The sequence below is a fragment of the Streptomyces sp. TRM68367 genome, from assembly GCF_014495685.1.
In the GTDB taxonomy this organism is placed as follows: domain Bacteria; phylum Actinomycetota; class Actinomycetes; order Streptomycetales; family Streptomycetaceae; genus Streptomyces.
The window spans coordinates 1-20,117 of the sequence record NZ_JACTVI010000090.1; the positions used below are offsets into that span (position 1 = coordinate 1).

Annotated in this window: 21 protein-coding genes and 1 pseudogene; 13 read left to right on the forward strand and 9 right to left on the reverse strand. The window is 69.6% G+C overall.

Annotated features, from left to right (window positions below):
- Window positions 1–308 precede the first annotated feature (308 nt).
- Window positions 309–956, forward strand: a pseudogene (locus H8R17_RS35930) (phosphate ABC transporter substrate-binding protein); the annotation flags it as partial.
- 346 nt (window positions 957–1,302) lie between these two features.
- Here H8R17_RS35930 and H8R17_RS35935 read toward each other — a convergent pair.
- Window positions 1,303–1,776, reverse strand: coding sequence for a MarR family winged helix-turn-helix transcriptional regulator (locus H8R17_RS35935; protein ID WP_187827405.1), 474 nt, complete (start codon window positions 1,774–1,776; stop codon window positions 1,303–1,305).
- The gene (locus tag H8R17_RS35940) at window positions 1,773–2,414 is read right to left on the reverse strand and encodes a type 1 glutamine amidotransferase family protein (protein WP_187827406.1); all 642 of its coding nucleotides are present in this window, start codon (window positions 2,412–2,414) and stop codon (window positions 1,773–1,775) included. The genes H8R17_RS35935 and H8R17_RS35940 overlap by 4 nt, the downstream gene beginning before the upstream one ends.
- 174 nt (window positions 2,415–2,588) lie before the next feature.
- Between H8R17_RS35940 and H8R17_RS35945 the strand changes: the two genes are divergently transcribed.
- The 3 genes from H8R17_RS35945 to H8R17_RS35955 all read left to right on the forward strand — a co-directional run bounded on the left by H8R17_RS35945 (window position 2,589) and on the right by H8R17_RS35955 (window position 5,570).
- Window positions 2,589–3,950, forward strand: coding sequence for an aspartate aminotransferase family protein (locus H8R17_RS35945; protein WP_187827407.1), 1,362 nt, complete (start codon window positions 2,589–2,591; stop codon window positions 3,948–3,950).
- A 152-nt stretch (window positions 3,951–4,102) separates the two neighbouring features.
- Window positions 4,103–4,804: a GntR family transcriptional regulator gene (locus tag H8R17_RS35950; RefSeq protein ID WP_187827408.1), complete on the forward strand. Its 702-nt coding sequence runs from the start codon at window positions 4,103–4,105 to the stop codon at window positions 4,802–4,804.
- A 115-nt stretch (window positions 4,805–4,919) separates the two neighbouring features.
- Window positions 4,920–5,570, forward strand: coding sequence for a hypothetical protein (locus H8R17_RS35955; protein ID WP_187827409.1), 651 nt, complete (start codon window positions 4,920–4,922; stop codon window positions 5,568–5,570).
- 44 nt (window positions 5,571–5,614) lie between these two features.
- Here the strand turns inward: H8R17_RS35955 and H8R17_RS35960 are convergent, their stop codons facing one another.
- Together H8R17_RS35960 and H8R17_RS35965 are read right to left on the reverse strand one after the other, a co-directional pair.
- Window positions 5,615–6,028, reverse strand: a complete 414-nt coding sequence (locus H8R17_RS35960) for a hypothetical protein (RefSeq protein ID WP_187827410.1) — start codon at window positions 6,026–6,028, stop codon at window positions 5,615–5,617.
- A complete protein-coding gene (locus tag H8R17_RS35965) occupies window positions 6,025–6,288 on the reverse strand; it encodes a hypothetical protein (RefSeq protein WP_223125888.1) in 264 nt (87 codons plus the stop codon). The genes H8R17_RS35960 and H8R17_RS35965 overlap by 4 nt, the downstream gene beginning before the upstream one ends.
- A 562-nt stretch (window positions 6,289–6,850) precedes the next feature.
- Here H8R17_RS35965 and H8R17_RS35970 point away from each other — a divergent pair.
- Window positions 6,851–8,005 (forward strand): RNA-guided endonuclease TnpB family protein, encoded by a 1,155-nt coding sequence (locus H8R17_RS35970; RefSeq protein ID WP_223125889.1) that lies wholly within the window; start codon window positions 6,851–6,853, stop codon window positions 8,003–8,005.
- A 100-nt stretch (window positions 8,006–8,105) separates the two neighbouring features.
- Here the strand turns inward: H8R17_RS35970 and H8R17_RS35975 are convergent, their stop codons facing one another.
- Entirely contained in the window at window positions 8,106–8,516 is a 411-nt protein-coding gene (locus H8R17_RS35975; RefSeq protein WP_187827412.1) for a hypothetical protein, read from the reverse strand.
- A 125-nt stretch (window positions 8,517–8,641) separates the two neighbouring features.
- On the opposite strand from H8R17_RS35975, the gene H8R17_RS35980 reads away from it, so the two are divergent.
- Together H8R17_RS35980 and H8R17_RS35985 are read left to right on the forward strand one after the other, a co-directional pair.
- Window positions 8,642–9,478, forward strand: coding sequence for a helix-turn-helix transcriptional regulator (locus H8R17_RS35980; RefSeq protein ID WP_187827413.1), 837 nt, complete (start codon window positions 8,642–8,644; stop codon window positions 9,476–9,478).
- Window positions 9,475–9,714, forward strand: coding sequence for a DUF397 domain-containing protein (locus H8R17_RS35985; protein WP_187827414.1), 240 nt, complete (start codon window positions 9,475–9,477; stop codon window positions 9,712–9,714). Before H8R17_RS35980 ends, H8R17_RS35985 begins: the two co-directional genes overlap by 4 nt.
- Before the next feature lie 310 nt (window positions 9,715–10,024).
- Here H8R17_RS35985 and H8R17_RS35990 read toward each other — a convergent pair whose 3' ends face one another.
- Complete coding sequence (locus H8R17_RS35990) at window positions 10,025–11,053, reverse strand: LacI family DNA-binding transcriptional regulator (protein ID WP_316959628.1); 1,029 nt, start codon at window positions 11,051–11,053, stop codon at window positions 10,025–10,027.
- Window positions 11,054–11,237: 184 nt separating this feature from the next.
- On the opposite strand from H8R17_RS35990, the gene H8R17_RS35995 reads away from it, so the two are divergent.
- The 5 genes from H8R17_RS35995 to H8R17_RS36015 are packed head-to-tail and all read left to right on the forward strand — an operon-like array spanning window position 11,238 to window position 18,038.
- Window positions 11,238–13,154 carry a glycoside hydrolase family 127 protein gene (locus tag H8R17_RS35995; protein ID WP_187827416.1) on the forward strand — a complete coding sequence of 639 codons (1,917 nt, stop codon included), beginning with the start codon at window positions 11,238–11,240 and terminating at the stop codon, window positions 13,152–13,154.
- A gap of 34 nt (window positions 13,155–13,188) precedes the next feature.
- Entirely contained in the window at window positions 13,189–14,430 is a 1,242-nt protein-coding gene (locus H8R17_RS36000) for an extracellular solute-binding protein (protein WP_187827417.1), read from the forward strand.
- Between the two features lie 9 nt (window positions 14,431–14,439).
- The gene (locus tag H8R17_RS36005) at window positions 14,440–15,414 is read left to right on the forward strand and encodes a carbohydrate ABC transporter permease (protein ID WP_187827418.1); all 975 of its coding nucleotides are present in this window, start codon (window positions 14,440–14,442) and stop codon (window positions 15,412–15,414) included.
- Window positions 15,411–16,232: a carbohydrate ABC transporter permease gene (locus H8R17_RS36010; protein ID WP_187827419.1), complete on the forward strand. Its 822-nt coding sequence runs from the start codon at window positions 15,411–15,413 to the stop codon at window positions 16,230–16,232. Before H8R17_RS36005 ends, H8R17_RS36010 begins: the two co-directional genes overlap by 4 nt.
- A gap of 54 nt (window positions 16,233–16,286) precedes the next feature.
- Entirely contained in the window at window positions 16,287–18,038 is a 1,752-nt protein-coding gene (locus H8R17_RS36015) for an RICIN domain-containing protein (RefSeq protein WP_187827420.1), read from the forward strand.
- Window positions 18,039–18,115: 77 nt separating this feature from the next.
- On the opposite strand, the gene H8R17_RS36020 is transcribed toward H8R17_RS36015, so the two are convergent.
- Complete coding sequence (locus tag H8R17_RS36020) at window positions 18,116–18,406, reverse strand: hypothetical protein (protein WP_187827421.1); 291 nt, start codon at window positions 18,404–18,406, stop codon at window positions 18,116–18,118.
- A 211-nt stretch (window positions 18,407–18,617) separates the two neighbouring features.
- Here H8R17_RS36020 and H8R17_RS36025 point away from each other — a divergent pair, with 211 nt between their 5' ends.
- Window positions 18,618–19,241 (forward strand): Uma2 family endonuclease, encoded by a 624-nt coding sequence (locus H8R17_RS36025; protein WP_187827422.1) that lies wholly within the window; start codon window positions 18,618–18,620, stop codon window positions 19,239–19,241.
- Window positions 19,242–19,292: 51 nt separating this feature from the next.
- Here the strand turns inward: H8R17_RS36025 and H8R17_RS36030 are convergent, their stop codons facing one another.
- Both H8R17_RS36030 and H8R17_RS47750 read right to left on the reverse strand, forming a co-directional pair.
- On the reverse strand, window positions 19,293–20,021 hold the full coding sequence (locus H8R17_RS36030; RefSeq protein WP_316959629.1) for a SprT family zinc-dependent metalloprotease: 729 nt from the start codon (window positions 20,019–20,021) through the stop codon (window positions 19,293–19,295).
- A 2-nt stretch (window positions 20,022–20,023) separates the two neighbouring features.
- Window positions 20,024–20,116: an ATP-binding protein gene (locus tag H8R17_RS47750; RefSeq protein WP_262505768.1), complete on the reverse strand. Its 93-nt coding sequence runs from the start codon at window positions 20,114–20,116 to the stop codon at window positions 20,024–20,026.
- Window position 20,117 lies beyond the last annotated feature (1 nt).

The window sequence follows — 20,117 nt, forward strand, 5'->3', positions numbered from 1 at the left end:
CCGTTACGCGGGCTGCGGCACCGCGCCACCGTCCCGGCCATGGATACGACGGGTCACCTGGCACCCCGGTCGCCTACGCCCCGCCGGCCGCAGCGGCAGCTCTTCGTCGACACGCTGCTCGCATACGAGGCCGCGGTCAGTGGTGCGGAACCGGGCTGACCCGAGCCCTGTGAAGCGACCGCCCCACCCGCCCGTTGAACATCCGGCGAACATCCCCGAACTAATGCGAGATCCCCTCTCACCCCCATCTCGCACAGTCGTACGGTGGCCGTACTAGCGAACTCGGGGTAGTTGCGGGGGCACCCACGGTGGACTGGCTGAGCGCGGAGAACATCGTCGCCGTGGCGACCGCCGTCCTCGGTGTCGCCGCCTCGGCCGTCATGGTCTGGTACGAGCGCCGCGTGCCGCGCCGCAAGCGGATCGGCTACCGCGTGCAGATGGACAACCCCATCGGCGACGACATCAGACTGGGCCGGGTGAGCCCGCGCCTCGGCCTGTTCGACGAGGACCCCGGCATGTCCGACGCCACCCTCGTCCTGCTGCGCATCGAGAACGACGGCTCGCTCGGCATCGCCCGCGACGACTACACGGGCCCCGAACTGCACGGCCTGACCGCGGTGTTCACCGACCGCACGGTCCGCGGCGTCTCCGTCACCCAGCCCTCGGACGCCGATCACCTCATGGACCACTTCACCCCCTCGCGGGGCTTCGGATACGACGGCAACGTGATCCGCATCCCGCGCGTCCCGCTCAACCGCGGCGACTACTTCAAGCTCCTCGTGCTGCTCACGGGCGGCGACGTCGGCTGCCCGATCAGGCTGACCGGCGGTATCAGCGAGGGCGAGGTGCACACCAACAGTGCCGTCCTCCCGGACGACAAGCCGCCGCTGTTCAGCCGCGCGGCCCGCACGATCACCGTGCTGCTCACGGTCGGCGTGGTCACCCTCGCGGGCCTCAATGGCTTGCCAAGGTGGTGTTCGCGTCGGCCCCGGGAGAAAACATGCGCCCCAGCAGAAGGTCGGTCCTGACCGCGACGGCGGCGGCGACCGCGGCGACCGGCCTCACCGGCGGCGGCCGCACCGGAGCCCGAGGCGAACGCGCCGAAGCCCGAGTCGAGCACGGGGACGACCCCGCCGGGTCCGGCCGCCGCGCCGAGCCCCACGATCCGCACACTGGTCTCCTTCGGCACCCGCCACACCCTCTCAGGACAACGTCTTCTTCGGCGTACGCGCGGTGAGCAGAAGCGGCTTGCGCAGCCCGGTGGCGTTCCCCGACCCGCAGACCTGAGCGGCCTGCGCGCTGCTACGGCTCCCCTGCCGGCGGCTCGAGCTCCTCCAGGACCTGGGACAGCCGTTCCAACGCCTGGACCAGCGCGGCTAGTTCGGGCTCGCCGTACGCCTCCGCCAGCCGTTCCGCGAACGCCGCGTGGCCGGGGTTGATACGGGCGATCGCTGCGCGGCCCTCGTCCGTCGGGGTGAGGAGTTTGGCGCGGCGGTGGGCGGGATTCGGGTGGTACTCCGCGAGGCCTTGGCCGACCAGGAGGTCGGCGATGCGCTGGACGCTCTGGCGGGTGATGCCCATGGCGCGGGCGATGCCGGAGACGGGCAGGGGCTCGGTGAGGACCGCGCCGAGAACCTGCCACCAGGCGGCGGTGAGGCCGGCGGGGCGGGCCAGCTTCTCGGCGACGGCGAGGAACTGGCCGTTGAGACGGAAGACGCCGAGCGCGCCGCGGCTGAGCAGATCCTGGCGTTCCCGGTGCGCCGGCCGGCCGCTCATCGGGCGGTGGCCTCCTCCAGTACGGCGTACGCCTCGGGGTCGGAGTCGTGGAACAGGCGGTACCAGGCGTCGAGTACCTCACCCTCGTACACCCCGAGCATGCGGAGGATCTCGCGGGCGAATGCGACGGGTTCGGTGGGTCCGGCGGTGATCAGGTGCCTGTCGGTGACCGCGTCCGTGTCGCGGTAGCGGTCTCCTCCCTTGTAGCCGGTGGCGGCGAGGTAGAAGGAGACCGCGCTGGTGTGGTCGCGGTCGTCGAGCAGGCCTTCGCGCGCCAGGCCGGCCGTGGCTCCGCAGATCGCGGCGACGGGCACGCCTGCCTCCAGGAAGGCGCGGGCCTTGCGGGCGAAGGGGGCGAGGTCGGTGCCGCCCGCCGCGGTGGCGGCTGATGTCTCAGTCCACAGGTCGGCGCCCGGGAGGATCAGCAAGGCACTGTCCTGCGGTCGTACGTCGTCCAGGGTGGCGTCGGGCTGGATCCGGAGGCCGCCGATGCTCGTGACCGGTTCCGCGGATGGGCCGACGGTGCGGATCCCGTACCCGGCGCGGGCGAGGTGCGCGGTCGCGTACCCCGTCTCCCAGTCGGCGAGGGTGTCGTACACGGCGAGGTGGACGGGTTTGCGGGGTGTCTCGCTGGTCATGGCCGTACCTCCGGATACGCGATCCCCGTACATGCTTCGTACGTAAGCATACTGTCAAAAAGGCAGCATGCTGTCAACAGTTCCACGCGAACCCGACAGACTGTCGCGATCGGCGCCGTACGGCAGACAACACGCCGATGTCGCCACCCCGGTGCGCGAACCTACGCTCCCGGCATGACCCCTCAGACCCAGGCAGATCCGCAGACCGGCGCCGCCGTGAAGGCCGCCGACCGCGCGCACGTGTTCCACTCCTGGTCCGCGCAGGAGCTCATCGACCCGCTCGCCGTCGCCGGTGCGCAGGGTTCGTACTTCTGGGACTACGACGGCCACCGCTACCTCGACCTCTCCAGCGGGCTCGTCTACACGAACGTCGGCTACCAGCACCCGAAGGTCGTCGCCGCGATCCAGGAGCAGGCGGCGCGGATGACGACCTTCGCGCCCGCGTTCGCCGTCGAGGCCCGCTCCGAGGCGGCGCGGCTGATCGCCGAGCGCACGCCGGGGGACCTGGACAAGATCTTCTTCACCAACGGGGGCGCGGACGCCAACGAGCACGCCGTGCGCATGGCGCGGCTGCACACCGGGCGGCCGAAGGTGCTCGCGGCCTACCGGTCGTACCACGGCGGTACGCAGCAGGCCGTGCAGATCACCGGCGATCCGCGGCGGTGGGCGAGCGACAGCGGTACGGCCGGGGTCGTGCACTTCTGGGCGCCCTTCCACTACCGCTCCCGCTTCTACGCCGAGACCGAGGAGCAGGAGTGCGCGCGGGCGCTGGAGCACTTGGAGGCGACGATCGCCTTCGAGGGACCGTCGACCATCGCCGCGGTCATCCTGGAGACGATCCCGGGGACCGCGGGGATCATGGTGCCGCCGGACGGCTATCTGGCCGGGGTGCGGGAGATCTGTGACAAGTACGGGATCGTGTTCGTCCTGGACGAGGTGATGGCGGGGTTCGGGCGGACCGGCCGGTGGTTCGCGGCGGATCACTCCGGGGTCGTACCGGATCTGATGACCTTCGCGAAGGGCGTGAACTCGGGGTACGTGCCGCTGGGCGGGGTCGCGATCTCGGAGCGGATCGCCGAGACGTTCGCCCGGCGGCCCTACCCGGGCGGGCTGACGTACTCGGGGCATCCGCTGGCGTGCGCGGCGGCCGTCGCGACGATCGAGGTCATGGCCGAGGAGGCGGTCGTGGAGAACGCGGCACGGCTCGGGGCCGAGGTCGTCGGGCCGGGGCTGCGGGAGCTGGCGGAGCGGCACCCGTGCGTGGGGGACGTGCGCGGGGTCGGCATGTTCTGGGCGCTGGAGTTGGTGCGGAACAGGGAGACGCGGGAGCCGCTGGTGCCGTACAACGCGGCCGGGGAGGCGAACGCGCCGATGGCCGCCTTCGCCACGGCCGCGAAGGCGCACGGAGTGTGGCCGTTCGTGAACATGAACCGCACCCACGTGGTGCCGCCGTGCACGGTGACCGAGGCGGAGCTGAAGGAGGGGCTGGCGGCGCTGGACGCGGCACTGTCGGTGGCCGACACGTACACCGAGTGAGGGGCCTGCACGGCGCCATGGACGGGGTAAACCCACGGAGTAAACCCTCCAGTAAAGGAAAGACACCGGCCGGGAGCCGAACGCGTAAGGTGGCGAGCCCGTAGACATATACGTGCACCCCACTCGAACGCGACGAGGGAGACGCCCCGACCATGCCCGCCAGCAGCGGCAACGGTGCCGTGATGCGCAGCACACTGCGGCAGCAGATCGCCGACGCGCTCCGCGACGAGGTGCTGGCGGGACGGCTGCAACCGGGGCAGGAGTTCACGGTGAAGGAGATCGCCGAGCAGTACGGCGTCTCCGCGACGCCGGTGCGCGAGGCACTGGTCGACCTGTCCGCGCAGGGCCTGCTGGACGCCGACCAGCACCGGGGGTTCCGGGTGCACGAGTACTCGGCGGCCGACCTGCGCGGCATGATCGAGGCGCGCAGCCTGGTCGTCGACGGGATGTTCCACGCTGTCACCGAAGGCCGCCGCACGTATCCGCTGCCGAACGATCCGCGCGTCGCCGCCGTGCTGGCCGGCGTCCGCCGCCGCGGCGAGGAGGCGCGGCGCGCCGCGGGCGCCGGTGACCTGACCGTGCTCATCGGGTACGACCTGCGCTTCTGGCGCGAGCTGAGCGCCCTGTTCGACAACCCCTATCTCGCCGACTTCCTGCACCGGCTGCGGGTGCAGACCTGGGTGTGCACGGTGCAGCATCTGCGCGGTGTCACCGACCTGCGCGGCCACCTGTGGGGCCGGCACACCGACCTGGTCGACGCGCTGGTTCGGCGCGACAGCGCGACCGCCCACGCGATCCTCGACGAGTACAACGCGCACTCCCTCGCTCTCATCGAACGGATCGCGGTGGATTGAGCGGGTACGGGCCGGGTACAGGGTCTGCACTCCACCGACTAGCCTTCCCTGACCACTCTGTTACGTACTCTGCTACGTGTTCTGTTACGTGAAGCGACTGTGCGAGGAGCCCTCTTTGGCCTGTGACCTGTGGCTGGTACCGCTCGTCGACGTGTTGTGCCACACCCCCGACAACCCGTTCACCGAGGAACTCGCGCAATACAACAAGGTGCTCGCCGAGGCCGGGCTTCCGCCGGTGCCGGTGTACCAGTACATGCCGGGCCTGTCCGGGGATGTCGCCCCGGTCGCCGGGTTCGACTACGACGCGCTGCACTTCCTGCGCCGCGCCTATCTGCTCCAGGTGTGCGGGCTGGCGGTGACGCCGGTGGACGATCTGGGCGGCGACTACGAGCAGTTGCTGGAGATGTTCGAGGGTACGGCCCAGCAGTCGCACCTGGTCTGGCACTACGACCACGCGGGCGCGTACGTCCCGGTCGACTTTCCGACCCCCCTGGCCAACGAGGAACTCCTCGCCGGCGGCGGCCCGTTGGGCTCCTCTCATGTCCTGCTGCGGGAGCTGGAGTACGTCGCCCCCACCATCGGCATCGACCCGGCCAACCCCCCGGCGCCCCCCGAGCCCCCGCGCGCCCCCACGGAGCTGGAGGAACCGGCGGTCCCCGCCCCCTACGACCCCAGCCCCTTCGCCCGCGAACGCCACGTCTGGCTGGGCCTGCACGCGGCGGTGACGCGGAGTCTGGCGCAGGGGTCGATGATCGTGTTCAGCTGACGCCCCGGCTCACCACAGGGGCGGGCCGGGGTGTACGGAGACCGTCAGCGTTGTCGCGGCAGCCTGATGGTGCGGACGAGGGGCATGTCCACGTACAGGTCAGGATCGACGGTCACGACATGGCGGCCGTCCGGCCAGTCCGGAGTAGGGCGGGACAGATGGACGGCGTGGCCGAGCCGCCACTCCACGCCGTCCCGCAGGAGCCCACCCACTGTGGAGGCACCGGGGAAATCCAACTCGACGATCTCGACGGCGGGCAGGGCACCGACATGCTCGGCGAGCCCTTTGCGCATCCCGTCGGCGGCCGCCAGGCAGAGCGCGGGCACGTACACGTGCCGGGTGGGCCCGTGCTCCGTGTTCGCGACGAACTGGGAGGCGAGTGAGTTCCCCGAGCCCAGTGCCAACAGGGCGGACTCGTCGAAGACGACGCCGGTGGATCCGGCCCTCGCCCCGCTCACAGGCTGTCCACGGGCCGGCCGGCCTCAAGGTCCTGCCAGACCTTCTCCGCCCGGTCGTGGTCCTCGTCCGTGAGGGTCACGCCGAAGTGCGTCTCGCAGTAGGCCTTGGTCTCCTCGTACCGCTTGCGCAGTTCCTCTTTCGTGGGCGTCAACCCCGCCAGCTCGGCGATCAGGTCACGCATGGTCGTCCCGCGCTCGCGGGCGAGCACCATGAGGCGGTCACGGACAGCGGGGTCGACCTTGACGGTGGTGTCAGCCATGACGCCAGTATACCTCCAGTATACCGTCTCGGTCCTCTCAAGCAGTGCGGTCACCGCATTCCTTCCGGTTGGGTTGACCCGGCCACACGGACATGCAGCCGGGAGTCCTCATGGGCTCAGGCGAGCGCCGGGCGCCTCCTGAGCAGCGCACGACCGCGCCGCACGACCTCGCGCCACACCAAGGCACCCGGCCGCCGGAACTCGACCTCAACAGCGGTCACAGGCACGACAGTCGGGGCCACCGGGCACCCGTGCACCAGACGTGCCTCGACATGCGCGGACGGCGAGTGCACCGGCCCTGGCCAGTCGTACGCCAGCGCCGCCCGCACCTGAGCATCTCCTGTTTCTGGCGAGATGCCCCGGTGTTCACGCCGGGGAGGAATCGCCTCCCGTGGCCGTGACGCGGAGCGTCGCCGCACCCGCTCCCAGCCGGCGCGAGGCGCCCGCACATCTGCCCGGCGGAGCCGAAAAATACGAACAACCACCCCATGGGTCACCGGTTGTGGTGAATGCCGGGCGAACGGCGATCGCGTGTGCGGGGGTCGCACTACGGTCCGATGGCATGAAGCTGGTTGTGCAGGTGAAGCTGCTGCCGACGCCCGAGCAGGCGTCGGCCCTGGAGGCGACCCTGCGTGCCTGCAACCGGGCCGCCAGCTACGCCTCGCAGGTTGCCTTCGCCAAGGACCTCAAGGACCGCAACGGTCTGCAGAAGGAGGTCTACACGGACCTCAAAGCAACCTTCGGGCTGTCCGCCCAGCCGGTGGTGCGGGCGGTGAAGAAGGTCGTCGACGCCTACGCGACCCTGAAAGCCAACCTGCAGGCGGGGAGTCTCGGCCCGCCCACCTCCAAGCGGTACCGCAGGGCAGTCAGTACGCCGATCGTCTTCCGGCCGGAGGCGGCCCAGCCGTTCGACGACCGCTGTCTGTCCTGGCAGTACGACGCGCGCACCGTCTCCATCTGGACCGTGGACGGGCGGATGAAGGGTATCCGGTTCGCCTGTTCACCCGACCAGCTCAAGACCCTCGTGACCTGCCGCAAGGGCGAGAGTGACCTCGTCCGGCGGGGCGGGAAGTGGTTTCTGGTCGCCACCTGTGAGATCCCCAATCCGCAGGTGTATGAGCCGGTCGACTGGATCGGCGTGGACCGGGGCATCGTCAACCTGGCCACCACCTCCGACGCCACCAACTACCAAGGCCGCCGCCTGGGACGCTACCGGCGCTGGCAGGCCCGTAAACGCACCGAACTCCAGCAGAAGCAGACCCGCTCGGCCACCCGCCGCCTCGCCCGCCGCGCACAGAAGGAGCAGCGCCATGCCACCCACGTAAACCACCGGATCAGCAAGGAGATCGTGTCCGTCGCCCAACGCACCGGTCGCGGGATCGCCGTCGAGGAACTCGGCGGAATCCGGGACCGGGTACGGCTACGCCGCGACCAGCGGGGCACCCTCTCCTCCTGGCCCTTCCACCAGCTCGGACAGCACCTCGCTTACAAAGCCCGTAAGGCCGGGGTGCCGTTTGTGGAGGTGGACGCGCACCATACCTCGCAGCGCTGCCCGCGCTGCGGGCACACCGGACGGGCCAACCGGCCCACCCGGGACCAGTTTTGCTGTCGTCGGTGCGGGCTCGCTGGCCCGGCCGACGTCGTCGCCGGGGTCAACGTGCGCGATCGCGCACGCTCGGCGTGGGTGTTTGTCACCACACCCGCACTTTCCCCCTGAACCGAAGGGGCTGGGTGGATGCGACCCGTGACCGTCCTGTCGTAGGGGGCAGTCGGGAGCGCGACGAGGTGTGAACGACCGAGTGCACAAGCTCGGCCGTTCACGGCCGAGAAGGTGACTCCTGCGAGTGAAGGGCGGCGCACAGCAGGCGGGTGTGGACGAGACGGTCGGGGGCCGTGGGGCGGTAGCGCCAACTCAAGGGCCAGGTCAGGCCGTTGAGAGCGGGTACCGGGATGTACGAGACGAGCCCCGGGCCTGCGGTGAAGCGGGTGACGCCGTCGGGCCATGCGCGGTGGGACGTACTGCCGACGGGCACGAGGAAGTAGACGGCCCGCCGCCCGTTCGCCTCCTCGACCACCGGCCCCGGATCACCACCGGTCAGCCGCGCGAGCCGGTCCGCGAGGGCACGGCCCTCGTCGCCGTCCACGCGGATGGCGTCGAACTGGACGCCTGCCTTGCGGAGTTGGATGCCGGTGGCTGGGATCCAACTTTGGTCACATTTCGTGTTCATGGGGACAGTTTGTGCAGGCGGGGCTAGCGTGATCCATGACTCTACGTCGTTGGTCGAGCACGGTCGGATGCCAGCGGCTGCGAGTTGTGACCGGTTGAGTTCGGTTGAGTTCGAGGGTGACCGCAATGGCGCGGACGGAGAACAAGACGGAGGCGGGCGGTACGGCGCATCTGGTCGCCGCCCTGGCGAGGGCACTGCGGGAGCAACAGCAGATCTCGCAGGAGCAGTTGGGCAAGAAGATCGGGTACACGGCGTCGGCGGTCAGCGCGATGGAGACGTGTGCGCAGCCGGCGAGTGATCAGATGCTGGTGAAGTTGGAGGAGGTGCTTGGGGGTGGGTTGGGGGTGTTCGAGAAGGCGCGCACGCTCATTCGGTTGGACAAGTACCCCGCGCAGTTCAAGAACTACGTGCCGCTGGAGCAGGAGGCGCTGACGCTGTCCACGTACGTGACCTTCGTGGTCCATGGTCTGTTCCAGACCGAGGACTACGCCCGTGCGCTGATCGGCGGAGGTTATCCGCCGGAAAAAGACGAGCGCGTGGAAGAGCTGGTGGAAGGGCGGTTGGCCCGGCGGGCGCTCTTCGACCGGGACCCGACAGCCTTGATCGAGCTGATCATTGAGGAGTCGGCGTTGCGTCGCACCATCGGCAACCATGAGGTCATGCGCGGGCAACTGCTGCACCTCGCCGAGTGCGCCAAGCGGCGCAACGTCACCCTCCAGGTGCTGCCGATGGAGTGCGGTGCCGACGGCGAGCACTTCGGTGCCACCGGCGATATGACGCTCCTGGAGACTCCCGAGCACGAACACGTCGTCTACCTGGAACCCCAGAACGAGAGCATCCTGGTACGCGACCTCACAAAGGTGACGACATATTCCCAACGCTATGCGAAGATCCGTTCACAGGCCCTGGGCCCTCGTGAATCGCTGGGCCTCGTCGAGCGGTTGGCAGGAGACCTCCAGTGACCAGCACCCTGCGATGGTTCAAGTCCAGCTACAGCAGCAGCACCGGCGGCGAGTGCCTCGAAGTCGCCTACATATGGCGCAAGTCGTCGTACAGCAGCGACAGTGGTGGCGAGTGTGTCGAAGTCGCCCCCTGCCCCCACGCCATCCACATACGCGACTCCAAGAACAAGCAGGGCCCCAGCCTCGCCGTGTCCCCCAGGGTCTGGGCCGGTTTCCTCACCCACGTGACCAAGTGACCGTCGGGGCCGCCCGCTTCTTGATCAGTGTCGTGCTTCCGCGGCCTGCGTCAAGGGCGCTGCACTCCGCTGCGCTGCGTTCCGCGTCGCCTTCGGCGATCGGCCTGCGGCCGACCCTTGACTCAGTCCGTGGAAGCACGGGTTGGAAGCGAGCGGGCGGCCCGGAAAGGCGGTGGCCCTGCGGTGTTTGCGGTGTGGGGTGGGCTGGGTTGCGGCCGGGGTTGGCGGGCGCGGTCGCGGGTCGCATGCACGCCGGGCCCGCTTAGCGGCTTTCGGTGGGTGGGGATGGTCCGGGGGCGGCGTCTCCGGGTCACGTGGACTCCCGTACCACCAGGCGGCACGGCACCGTGTGTACTCCGGGTGTCGTGTCCGAGTCGATGGCCTCCAGGAGGCGCAGCGCGGCTATGCGGCCTATCTCCGCGAGGTTCATGTCGATCGTGGTGAGGGGCGGGCGCGAGGCCAGCGCCATGGTGTCCCAGTTGTCGTAGCCGACGACCGCGATGTCGCCGGGGACGTTCACGCCGCGTTCGCGCAGGGCGTCCGCCACGCCGCGGGCTATCTGGTCGTTGCCGCAGAAGAACGCGTCCGTGTCGGGGGCCGTCCGCAGCACCGCGTCGGCGGCGCGGCGGCCCCACGCCTCGCTCCACTCGCCGAAGTGGATCCGGCCGGTGGACAGGCCGAGCGACGCCGCCTCCAGGTGTGCCATCGCGTGACGGGCGCGGTAGCGGGCCGCCGCGTGGTGTTCCGGCCCCGTGACGTGGGCGATCCGGGTGCGGCCGCCGGCCAGCAGGTGCTCCACCGCCAGCTCCGCCCCGCCCTGGTCGTCGGAGACCACCGACGTGTCCGCCGGGTCCGTGGACGGCGAGAGCGCGTAGACGACCGGGACCGACTCCAGGCCCGTGATGCGCGTCAGCGGCTCGCGCGGGTCCGTGCGGCGGCCGGTGACGATCATGCCGTCCACCCGGCGGTCCAACAGGTTGCGCAGATGGTGCTGCTCCCGGATCGCGTCGCCGCGGGTGTCGCAGAGGAGGACCGAGATCTTGCCGGCGCCGAGCGCGTCCTCGGCGCCGAGGAGGACCGGCGTGCTGAAGCGGCCGATGCCGTCCGTCGTCACCAGGCCGACCGTCCAGCTCCGCCCGGTGTGCAGGCTCTGGGCGTGCTGGTTGGGGCGGAAGCCGAGTTCCGCCACGGCGTCCAGGATCCGCTGCCGGGTCTCCGGCCGCATCCGGCCGGCGCCGTTCAGCGCCTTCGACGCCGTGCCCACGCTGACACCCGCCAGCGCGGCGACGTCGGCGAGCCGGGCCCGGCCGGCGGGGGGAGAGCCTGGAGCAGAGGACACGGGCAAACCTTTTCCTAGATGACGTCGACGGTTCCACATCGTGGCAGCAGGCGGCGTCAAGTTCCAGCCTGCGAGCAGCAAGGAAAAAATACTGCCGCACCTATTGACCGACTTGCCCTGTCACCCCTCTACTTTCACGACGAGAAAACGGTTGCCCAAATCGACATCCAGCCCCCGGAGAGCCATGCCGTCCCGCACCCCCGTCGCCCCGCACACGCCGGGCCCCGTCCGCCTCGGACCGGACGCCCGCGCCGCGCTGCGTCCCGCCACCGCCGGCATCGGCCCGGGCTTCTGGCACAGCCGCCGCGAGGCCAACGCGCGCACCTCCATCCCGCAGGGCCCCGAACTCCTCGAATCCGCGGGCAATCTGCACAACCTGCGGCTCGCCGCGGGCACCGTCGAGGGCGAGTTCAAGGGCGCGTACCCCTTCGTGGACACCGACGTCTACAAGTGGCTGGAGGCCGCCTCCTGGCAGCTCGCCCAGCAGGACGACGAGCCTCTGTTCTCCCACGTCGACCGCATCATCGGTCTCGTCGCCGGCGCCCAGCAGCCCAACGGCTACCTCAACACCTGGTTCCAGCTCAAGGAGAACGGCGGGCGCTACGAGGACCTGCGCTGGGGGCACGAGCTGTACTGCGCGGGGCATCTGATCCAGTCCGCCGTCGCCCACCACCGGGCCACCGGCCGCGCCGAACTCCTCGACGTGGCCGTGAAGTTCGCCGATCACATCGACACCGTCTTCGGACCGCCCGGGAGCGGAAAGCCCGTCGACGGCATCGACGGCCACCCCGAGGTCGAGACCGCCCTGGTCGAGCTGTACCGGGAGACCGGCGAGCGCCGCTATCTCGACCTCGCCGGGTACTTCGTCGACCGGCACGGGCACGGACTCCTCGGCAACGAGGCCTACTGCCAGGACCGCGTCCCGGTGCGCGAGGCCGAGAACGTCGAGGGGCACGCCGTACGGCAGCTGTACCTGCTGGCCGCCGCGGCCGATCTCGCCACCGAGACCGGGGACGCCGGACTGCGTACCGCCGCCGAGCGGTTGTGGCACGCCATGACCACCACCAAGACCCACGTCACCGGCGGGCTCGGCGCCCACCACGACTGGGAGGACTTCGGGGACCCGTACGAGCTGCCCAACGAGCGCGCCTACTGCGAGACCTGCGCCGCCATCGCCTCAGTCCAGTGGAGCTGGCGCATGGCCCTGCTCACCGGCGAGGCCCGCTACTCCGACCTGATCGAACGCACCCTGTTCAACGGTTTCCTGGCCGGTGTGTCGCTGGACGGCGAGCGCTGGCTGTACGTCAACCCGCTCCAGGTCCGCGACGGCCACACCGACCCCGGCGGCGACCAGTCGGCGCGCCGCACCCGCTGGTTCCGCTGCGCCTGCTGCCCGCCCAACGTCATGCGGCTGCTCGCCTCGCTGGAGCACTACCTGGCCAGCAGCGACGACGGCGGCCTGCAGATCCACCAGTACGTCGGCGGCACCTACACCGCCGAGGGCATCTCCGTCCGCGCCGAGACCGACTACCCCTGGCACGGCACCATCACCCTCACCGTCGAGGACACCCCGGCCGACCGCCCCTGGACGCTCTCCCTGCGCATCCCCCAGTGGTGCCGGGAGTTCCGGGCCAGGTGCGGGGACGAGACGTACGAGGGCCCCGTGACCGACGGCTGGCTGCGGCTGGAGCGGACCTGGGCGCCCGGTGACCAGGTCGTCCTCGAACTCCCCCTGGAGCCGCGGCTGACCGCCGCCGATCCCCGGGTGGACGCCGTACGCGGCTGCGTGGCGATCGAGCGCGGGCCGCTCGTGTACTGCCTGGAGCAGGTCGACCACCCCGGCGGCGGCCTGGACGACATCGTCCTCGACACCACCCGCCCGCTCGCCGTCAAGCACCGCCCGGACCTGCTGGGCGGGGTCACCACCGTGGTCGCCGCCGGCCGACGGCGCCGTATCCCCGACGCGGGCTGGTGGCCGTACACCTGCGCGGACGACTCCGCTCAGCAAGGCGGCGAACCCGTAGAGCTGACCGCGATCCCCTACTACGCCTGGGCCAACCGCGAGGACGGCAGCATGCGCGTCTGGCTGCCCACCTCCTGAAGACTCCCCCGTTCTACGACAACGAGGTCACCCCGTGATACCCACCCGCCGCACACTCGTCGCCGCCCTCGCCGCCGCCGGCACACTCGCCTCCCTCACCGCCTGCTCAGGCGGCTCCTCCGGAACCTCCGCCGACAAGCCCGAGGGCACGTACACCTTCTGGGACCCGTACCCCCAGTTCGACAACTCCTCGCCGTGGGGCAAGCGCGTCACCGCGTGCGGAAAGGAGGCCGGGGTCACGGTCAAGCGGACCGGGTACGACACCACGGACCTGGGCAACAAGGCGCTGCTGGCCGCCCAGCAGGGCAACGCGCCGGACGTGATGCTGGTCGACAACCCGGTCGTCTCCACCCTCGTGGAGGCGGGGATCCTCAACAAGACCAGCGACCTCGGTCTCGACACCAAGTCGATCCAGAAGAACATCATCGGCGCGGGCACCATCGACGGCCACGCGTACGGCGTCCCTATCGGGGCCAACACCCTCGCCCTCTACTACAACAAGAAGGTGCTGTCCGCGGCGGGCGTCGACCCGGCCTCTGTCAAGGACTGGAAGTCCCTCACCGCGGCCCTGGAGAAGGTCAAGGCGGCCGGGAAGAAGGGCATCACCTTCTCCGCGATCAACACGGAGGAGGGCAGCTTCCAGTTCCTGCCGTGGTTCTGGGGCGCGGGCGGCGACCTGAAGAAGCTCAACTCCGACAAGGGCGTGGCCGCGCTGGCGCTGTGGAAGCAGTGGGTCGACGCGGGGCTCGCGCCCAAGAGCGTCCTGCAGAACACGCAGACCACCAGCTGGCAGGAGTTCGCCACCGGGGAGTACGCGTTCGGCGAGAACGGCACCTGGCAGCTGGGCAACGCGGAGAAGGCCGGCTTCGACTACGGCATCATCAACATCCCCGCGCAGAACGGTGGTTCGGCGCCGGTGCCGACGGGCGGCGAGTTCGCCACCGTGCCCGTGCAGCAGGACACCGGCCGCTACGACGTCAGCAAGAAGATCGTCACCTGTCTGACCAGCGACAAGAACCTGCTGGCCACGGACACGACGCTGATGTACGTGGCGCCGACGGCCTCGGCACAGGCCGAGCAGGTGAAGCAGAACCCCGCGCTGAAGCCGTGGGTGGACGCGGTCGCCGCGGCCCGTGGCCGCACCAGCGGCGGGCTCGGCAGCAAGTACCCCACCATCTCCCAGCCGATGTGGACGGCCGTCCAGTCCGCCCTCTCCGGCAGCAAGAGCCCGCAGGCCGCGATGGACACGGCCCAGTCGAGCGCGGAGAAGGGCTAGGAATCCGACATGACCATCGCCCGAGTTGACCGCCCCCAGCGGGCCCCGGCCGTCTCGGGGACGAGCGGCGCCGGCGGGACCCTGGGCGGCCTGCGCCGCCGCCAGAACCGCAGGAGCCGGCTGACCGCGCTCGCCTTCGTCGCGCCGCTCGTCGTCTATCTCATCGCCTTCTACGTCTATCCGCTCTACCGCAACCTCGACCTGAGCCTGCACGCCTACACCGTCCGGTCGTTCGTGACCGGGGACGCCCCCTTCTCCGGCTGGGAGAACTTCCAGAAGGTGCTGCACGATCCGACGTTCGGCCCGGCGATGCGGCACACGATGGTCTTCACCTTCGTGTCGATCGTGTTCCAGTACGCCATCGGCCTCGCGCTCGCGGTCTTCTTCAACCGGCACTTCCGGCTGTCCGGGCTCCTCAGGGCGCTGTTCCTGATCCCATGGCTGCTGCCGCTGATCGTGTCGGCGTCGACGTGGTCGTGGATGTTCAACAGCGAGTCCGGGGTGGTGAACTACTTCCTGCGTTTCTTCGGCGTCGACGCCGTCGGCTGGCTCACCTCGCCCGACTGGGCCCTGACCTCGGTGATCGTCGCCAACATCTGGATCGGCATCCCGTTCAACCTGGTCATCCTCTACAGCGGTCTGCAGAACATCCCCGCCGAGCTGTACGAGGCGGCGTCCCTGGACGGGGCGAGCGCCTGGCAGCAGTTCCGCCGGATCACCTTCCCGCTGCTGCGGCCGGTGTCGGCGATCACGATCCTGCTGGGGCTCGTCTACACCCTCAAGGTGTTCGACCTGATCTGGATCATGACCAAGGGCGGCCCCGGCGACGCCTCCTCCACCCTGGCGACCTGGTCCTACCAGCTGGGCTTCGGCACGCTCCTGCCCAAGTTCGGCCCCGGCGCCGCGGTCGGCAACATCCTCATCCTCATCGCCCTCGTCTTCGGGCTGCTGTACGTCCGCGTCCAGAGGAGGCAGGAAGCTTGAAGTCCCTTACGCGAGGCCGCCGTCACACCGTCATCGGGCTCGTCCTCACCGTGCTGATGCTGTTCCCGGTGTACTGGATGCTGAACGTGTCCCTCACCCCGCAGCAGAACATGCGCAAGAACCCCCCGGACCTGTTCCCGCTGCACCCCACCTTCGAGGGCTACCGGGCCGTCCTCGACGACCAGCTGCCGTACCTGGGCACGAGCCTGCTGATCGGCCTGGGCACGGTCGCCCTCACCCTGCTGCTCGCCGCCCCGGCCGGCTACTCGCTGGCCAAACTGCGCCCGGTCGGCGGCGGCGCCCTCAGCCTGGTCCTGCTGATCGCCCAGATGATCCCCGGCATCGTCATGGCGATGGGCTTCTACGGCATCTTCCTCGACGCCGGCCTGCTCAACTCCTGGTGGGGCCTGATCATCGCGGACTCCACGATCGCCGTGCCGTTCGGCGTCATGATCTTCACGGCGTTCATGTCGGGCATCCCCAACGAGCTGACCGCCGCCGCCCGGATCGACGGCGCGGGCGCCTTCCGCACCTTCTGGTCGGTCGTCCTGCCGGTGAGCCGCAACGCGGTCGTCACCGTCGCGCTGTTCAGCTTCCTGTGGGCCTGGTCCGACTTCGTCTTCGCCAACACCCTCGACGGCGGCGGCAACTGGAAGCCGATCACCCTCGGCATCTACCGCTACATCGGCAACAACAACCAGGAGTGGAACGCGATCATGGCCACCGCCGTCATCGCCTCCATCCCCGCAGCCGTACTCCTGGTCCTCGCACAGCGCTACGTGGCCGCGGGCGTGACCGCGGGCGCCGTGAAGGACTGATCCATCTGGCAAGGCTCTCATTCCCATCCCCTCCACTGAGGAGAGATATCTGTCATGAGCCGCTCAAGACCCCCCACTTCCGGGCGCCTCACCGCCGCCCTCGGCGCGGCCGTCCTCGCCGCCACGGCACTCGCCACCGCCGCGCCGGCCCAGGCGTCCCCCACCGCGGCCACGACCCTGGTCGTCAACGCCGACCAGAGCCTGCGCCCGGTCACCCACGTCGCCAGCGGCAGCCTGTACGGCCTCGCCGACGCGTCGACCCCCTCCGACAGCCTGGTCAATGCCCTCAAGCCGCACACGTTCGTGCAGATGGCCCCGGGCGGCAGCCAGCTGCCCAACGGCGCGAGCAAGCCCGGCGGCGACTCGCTCGTCGTAGCGCCGAAGGCGGCCCGCGCGGGCTCCAAGGTCGTCGTCCGCATGCCGGACTGGTACCCCGACTTCCCTTATAAGTGGGTGAGTTGGAGCGACTGGCTGTCGGCCGTCGACAAGCAGGTCGCCGCCGTGCAGTCCTCGGGCGCCACCAACATCAGCGCGTACGAGATCTGGAACGAACCCGACTGGACCTGGGACACCGCCAAGGCGGGCTCCTTCAACGCGGGCTGGGCGCGCACGTTCAAGCACATCCGGGCGAAGGACACCCGGACCCCGATCCAGGGCCCGAGCGAGGCGACCTGGAACGAGTCCCGGATGCGCCAGTTCCTCACCGACGCGAAGGCATCCGGCACGGTCCCCGAGATCATCGCCTGGCACGAACTCAACGGCAGCAAGGACATCGCCGCGCACGTCTCCGCGTACCGCGCCCTGGAGAAGAGCCTCGGCATCAGCCCGCGCCCGATCTCCATCGAGGAGTACGGCACGCCCGCCGAGATGGGCAACTCGGGCGCCCTCATCCCCTACGTCGCCAAGTTCGAGCGGACCGGCGTCCAGGACGCGGAACTCGCCTTCTGGAACCAGTACGGCACCCTCGGCGACACCCTGACCGGCACCGGCGGCTCGCCCAACGGCTCGTACTGGACGTACAAGTGGTACGGCGACATGTCCGGGAACATGGTGCCCACCACGCCTCCCGCGCAGACCGGCATCGACGGCTTCGCCGCCCGCAACAGCGCGGGCAACCAGATCAGCGTGGTCGCCGGTGGCTGCACGGGCTCCTGCGCCGTGAAGGTCAACGGCCTGTCCGCGCTGTCGGCCTTCGGGAGCAAGGTCCACGTCAAGGTGGAGTACTCCCCGCACACCGGCCGCACCAGCGCGTCCCCCGGCCCGATCACCATCTCGGACACGGACTACACGGTCACGAACGGCTCGATCACCGTGCCGGTCACGATGAACGCGTCCGACGGCTACCGGGTGGTGGTCACCCCGACCGGCACGAACACCTCGCTGGCCGGCCGCTACCAGATCATCAACAAGAACAGCAGCCTCGCCCTGGGCACCCAGAACGGCGCCACCGCGCAGGGCACCCCGGTCCGCCAGGGGACGCCCACCACCGCCACCGACCAGAACTGGACCCTGGTGGCCGCCGGCTCGGGCCTCTACAAGATCGTCAACCAGAAGAGCGGCCTGGTGCTGGGCATCGACACGATGAGTACGGCCGACGGCGGCAAGGCCCTGATCTGGGGTGACAACGGCACCGACGACCACCTCTGGCAGCTCATTCCGGCCCGCGACGGCTTCTACAAGATCGCCAACTACAACAGCGGTCTGCTGCTCGGCGTGGACCAGATGAGCACCTCGCCGGGTGCCCAGGTCCTGCAGTGGTCCGACAACGGCACGGCGGACCATCTGTGGAAACTGACGGCACGCTGACCCCCTGAGACGCCTGTGTCCCTGGTCGATGTCGGCGGCCAGGGGCACAGGCCTTTGGAGGACCGTTCCGACGCTGGTCAGCGGATCTGCGAGAGTCCCTTCTGCACGTCGTCGAGGTTCATCACCGGCGTCCACTCCAGCTCGGCGCCGAAGTTCAAGAAGAGAGGCTCGGCGATCGACGGTATCTGGGAGGGGTCCGCCAGGTCGAAGACCAGGAACATCGTGCGGCGCCCCTCATCGGGGCCGAAGTAGGCGGCTTCCGGCTTGATCTTGTCCAGCGTCTCCTTGATCAGTTCCGGCATCTTGCCGCTCCGTATGGCCTCGCTCCCACGTTCCGTGTCGAGCCTTGCCCTGAGCAGTGTGCGCATCGCGATCACCTTCTGGTTGGGGGTCGGCGTGTCCCCCCCCCCACAGTCCATGCTAGGAGCGGGCCGCTCCCCCCGCAGGTCAGGAGGAGCGGCCGACCGCCAAGGCCGGCGCGGGCGGAGACGGACGGACGGCGAGCGACGCGGTCACCAGGATGCACATGCACGGATACACTGGGTGACGAGTGGTACGACAGGGCGAGGTAGGGGCATCATGACAGTGATGCTGGAGCACACGACGATAAGCGGCACGGAGCCCCAGAGCTTCGAGGGTTTGCTGGACACCCTCGACGAGCTGTACGTGCCCGACGGCTACAAGGCCGAGATCATCAGGGGGAACATCGTCGTGTCGCCGTGGTCGAAGGGGTACTACCTGGACGTCATGGACCTGGTCTGTGACCAGTTGCGCCCCCATCTGCCCGAGGGGCACCGGATCAGTACTGGCCCCTTCCTGTATGTGTTCCCAGGCTCAGAGCGCGCCTACGGGCCCGATATTCACGCCGCCCACCGGCATGCGCACCGGACCACCAGCAACCGCCTGGACGGCGAAGCCCTCTCCTTCGTCGCCGAGCTGACCTCGTCCTCCACGCGAGACGACGACCTCACCGACAAGGTCAAGACCTACGGCAAGGCGGGCGTCCCCGTCTACCTCGTGCTCGACATGCAGCAGGAGCAGGCCACCGTGCTGTGGACGCCGTCGGCCAAGGGATACGAGGCGCACATCACGCTGCCGTTCGGGGAGAAGCTGCACATCCCGGCGCCGTTCGACTGCCCGCTCGACACTGCCGGGTTCCGGGCGCCGGAAACGGCGGACGGAGCAGCGGCAGCAGAGAGCTGACCTCAGCATGGCGCGCGGGGGCGCCCGCCTCCAGGAGGGTGTCAATGGCGATCAGGTAACCAGGTCACCCATCCACACCTTCCGACCCAGTTCATCCAACTCGGTCTTCAACCGTCGGCACTCGGGAAGCGCTCTGCCCAGCAATCTCCAGTAATCAGCGCCATGCCCGGACACCCGCACATGTGCCAACTCGTGAGCGACGACATAGTCGACGAGACGGATCGGCAGTTGGAAGGTCGCCCAGTGCAGGGAGATCACGCCATGGCCGGTTGTTCCGGCGCGATAGCTCCCCCACCGATGGCTGAGGTCACGTACCCGCACCGACGGTTCGGGGACGTCCATCCGAGCTGTCCATGGCTGGAGCCGTCCCCGCATCCAGCGCTCGCCGACCCGGCAGTACCAGTCGGCCACTGCATCCCGCGCGAGATGCGGATCGGCGGCGACAGAGACATCCAGACACAGCCGCCCGGCAACAAGCCGAACGGGAGCGGGCCCACCCGCGCCGTTCGACGCGGGGCCCGGGTCCGATCTGTTGTCGACCACCAGGAGCCGGTAGTCCCGACCGAGGTAACGATGGATCTCGCCGTCCCGGAGGGTACGCACAGGATGCAGCGGACGACGCTCGTCGCTGAGACGGGTCTTCGCGGCGATCCAGGCCTCACTGCTCCGCACGAAGGCCTCTGCCCGCCCGACCGCGCAGCCCTCAGGAGCGTGCAGGGTGACAGAGCGGTCCCGCTCGACCGTCAGTCCCAGGCGACGCCGGCGAGGGCTGATCCGCACCCTCAGTTCTCGCCCTCGGCCGCGAAGCGCGGGTGCAGGCTGGAGTCGAGTTCGTCGACGAGGAGCACCGCGCCGGTGTCAAGGGCCAGCAGCAAC

Coding starts and splice junctions, on each gene's coding strand:
- H8R17_RS35975 (WP_187827412.1), bottom strand. CDS start 8,516: ATGAACACGAAATGTGACCAAAGTTGGATCCCAGCCACCGGCATCCAA.
- H8R17_RS36020 (WP_187827421.1), bottom strand. CDS start 18,406: ATGCGCACACTGCTCAGGGCAAGGCTCGACACGGAACGTGGGAGCGAG.
- H8R17_RS35995 (WP_187827416.1), top strand. CDS start 11,238: ATGCCGTCCCGCACCCCCGTCGCCCCGCACACGCCGGGCCCCGTCCGC.
- H8R17_RS35935 (WP_187827405.1), bottom strand. CDS start 1,776: ATGAGCGGCCGGCCGGCGCACCGGGAACGCCAGGATCTGCTCAGCCGC.
- H8R17_RS35970 (WP_223125889.1), top strand. CDS start 6,851: ATGAAGCTGGTTGTGCAGGTGAAGCTGCTGCCGACGCCCGAGCAGGCG.
- H8R17_RS36015 (WP_187827420.1), top strand. CDS start 16,287: ATGAGCCGCTCAAGACCCCCCACTTCCGGGCGCCTCACCGCCGCCCTC.
- H8R17_RS35965 (WP_223125888.1), bottom strand. CDS start 6,288: ATGGCTGACACCACCGTCAAGGTCGACCCCGCTGTCCGTGACCGCCTC.
- H8R17_RS36005 (WP_187827418.1), top strand. CDS start 14,440: ATGACCATCGCCCGAGTTGACCGCCCCCAGCGGGCCCCGGCCGTCTCG.
- H8R17_RS35945 (WP_187827407.1), top strand. CDS start 2,589: ATGACCCCTCAGACCCAGGCAGATCCGCAGACCGGCGCCGCCGTGAAG.
- H8R17_RS36025 (WP_187827422.1), top strand. CDS start 18,618: ATGACAGTGATGCTGGAGCACACGACGATAAGCGGCACGGAGCCCCAG.
- H8R17_RS35980 (WP_187827413.1), top strand. CDS start 8,642: ATGGCGCGGACGGAGAACAAGACGGAGGCGGGCGGTACGGCGCATCTG.
- H8R17_RS35940 (WP_187827406.1), bottom strand. CDS start 2,414: ATGACCAGCGAGACACCCCGCAAACCCGTCCACCTCGCCGTGTACGAC.
- H8R17_RS35950 (WP_187827408.1), top strand. CDS start 4,103: ATGCCCGCCAGCAGCGGCAACGGTGCCGTGATGCGCAGCACACTGCGG.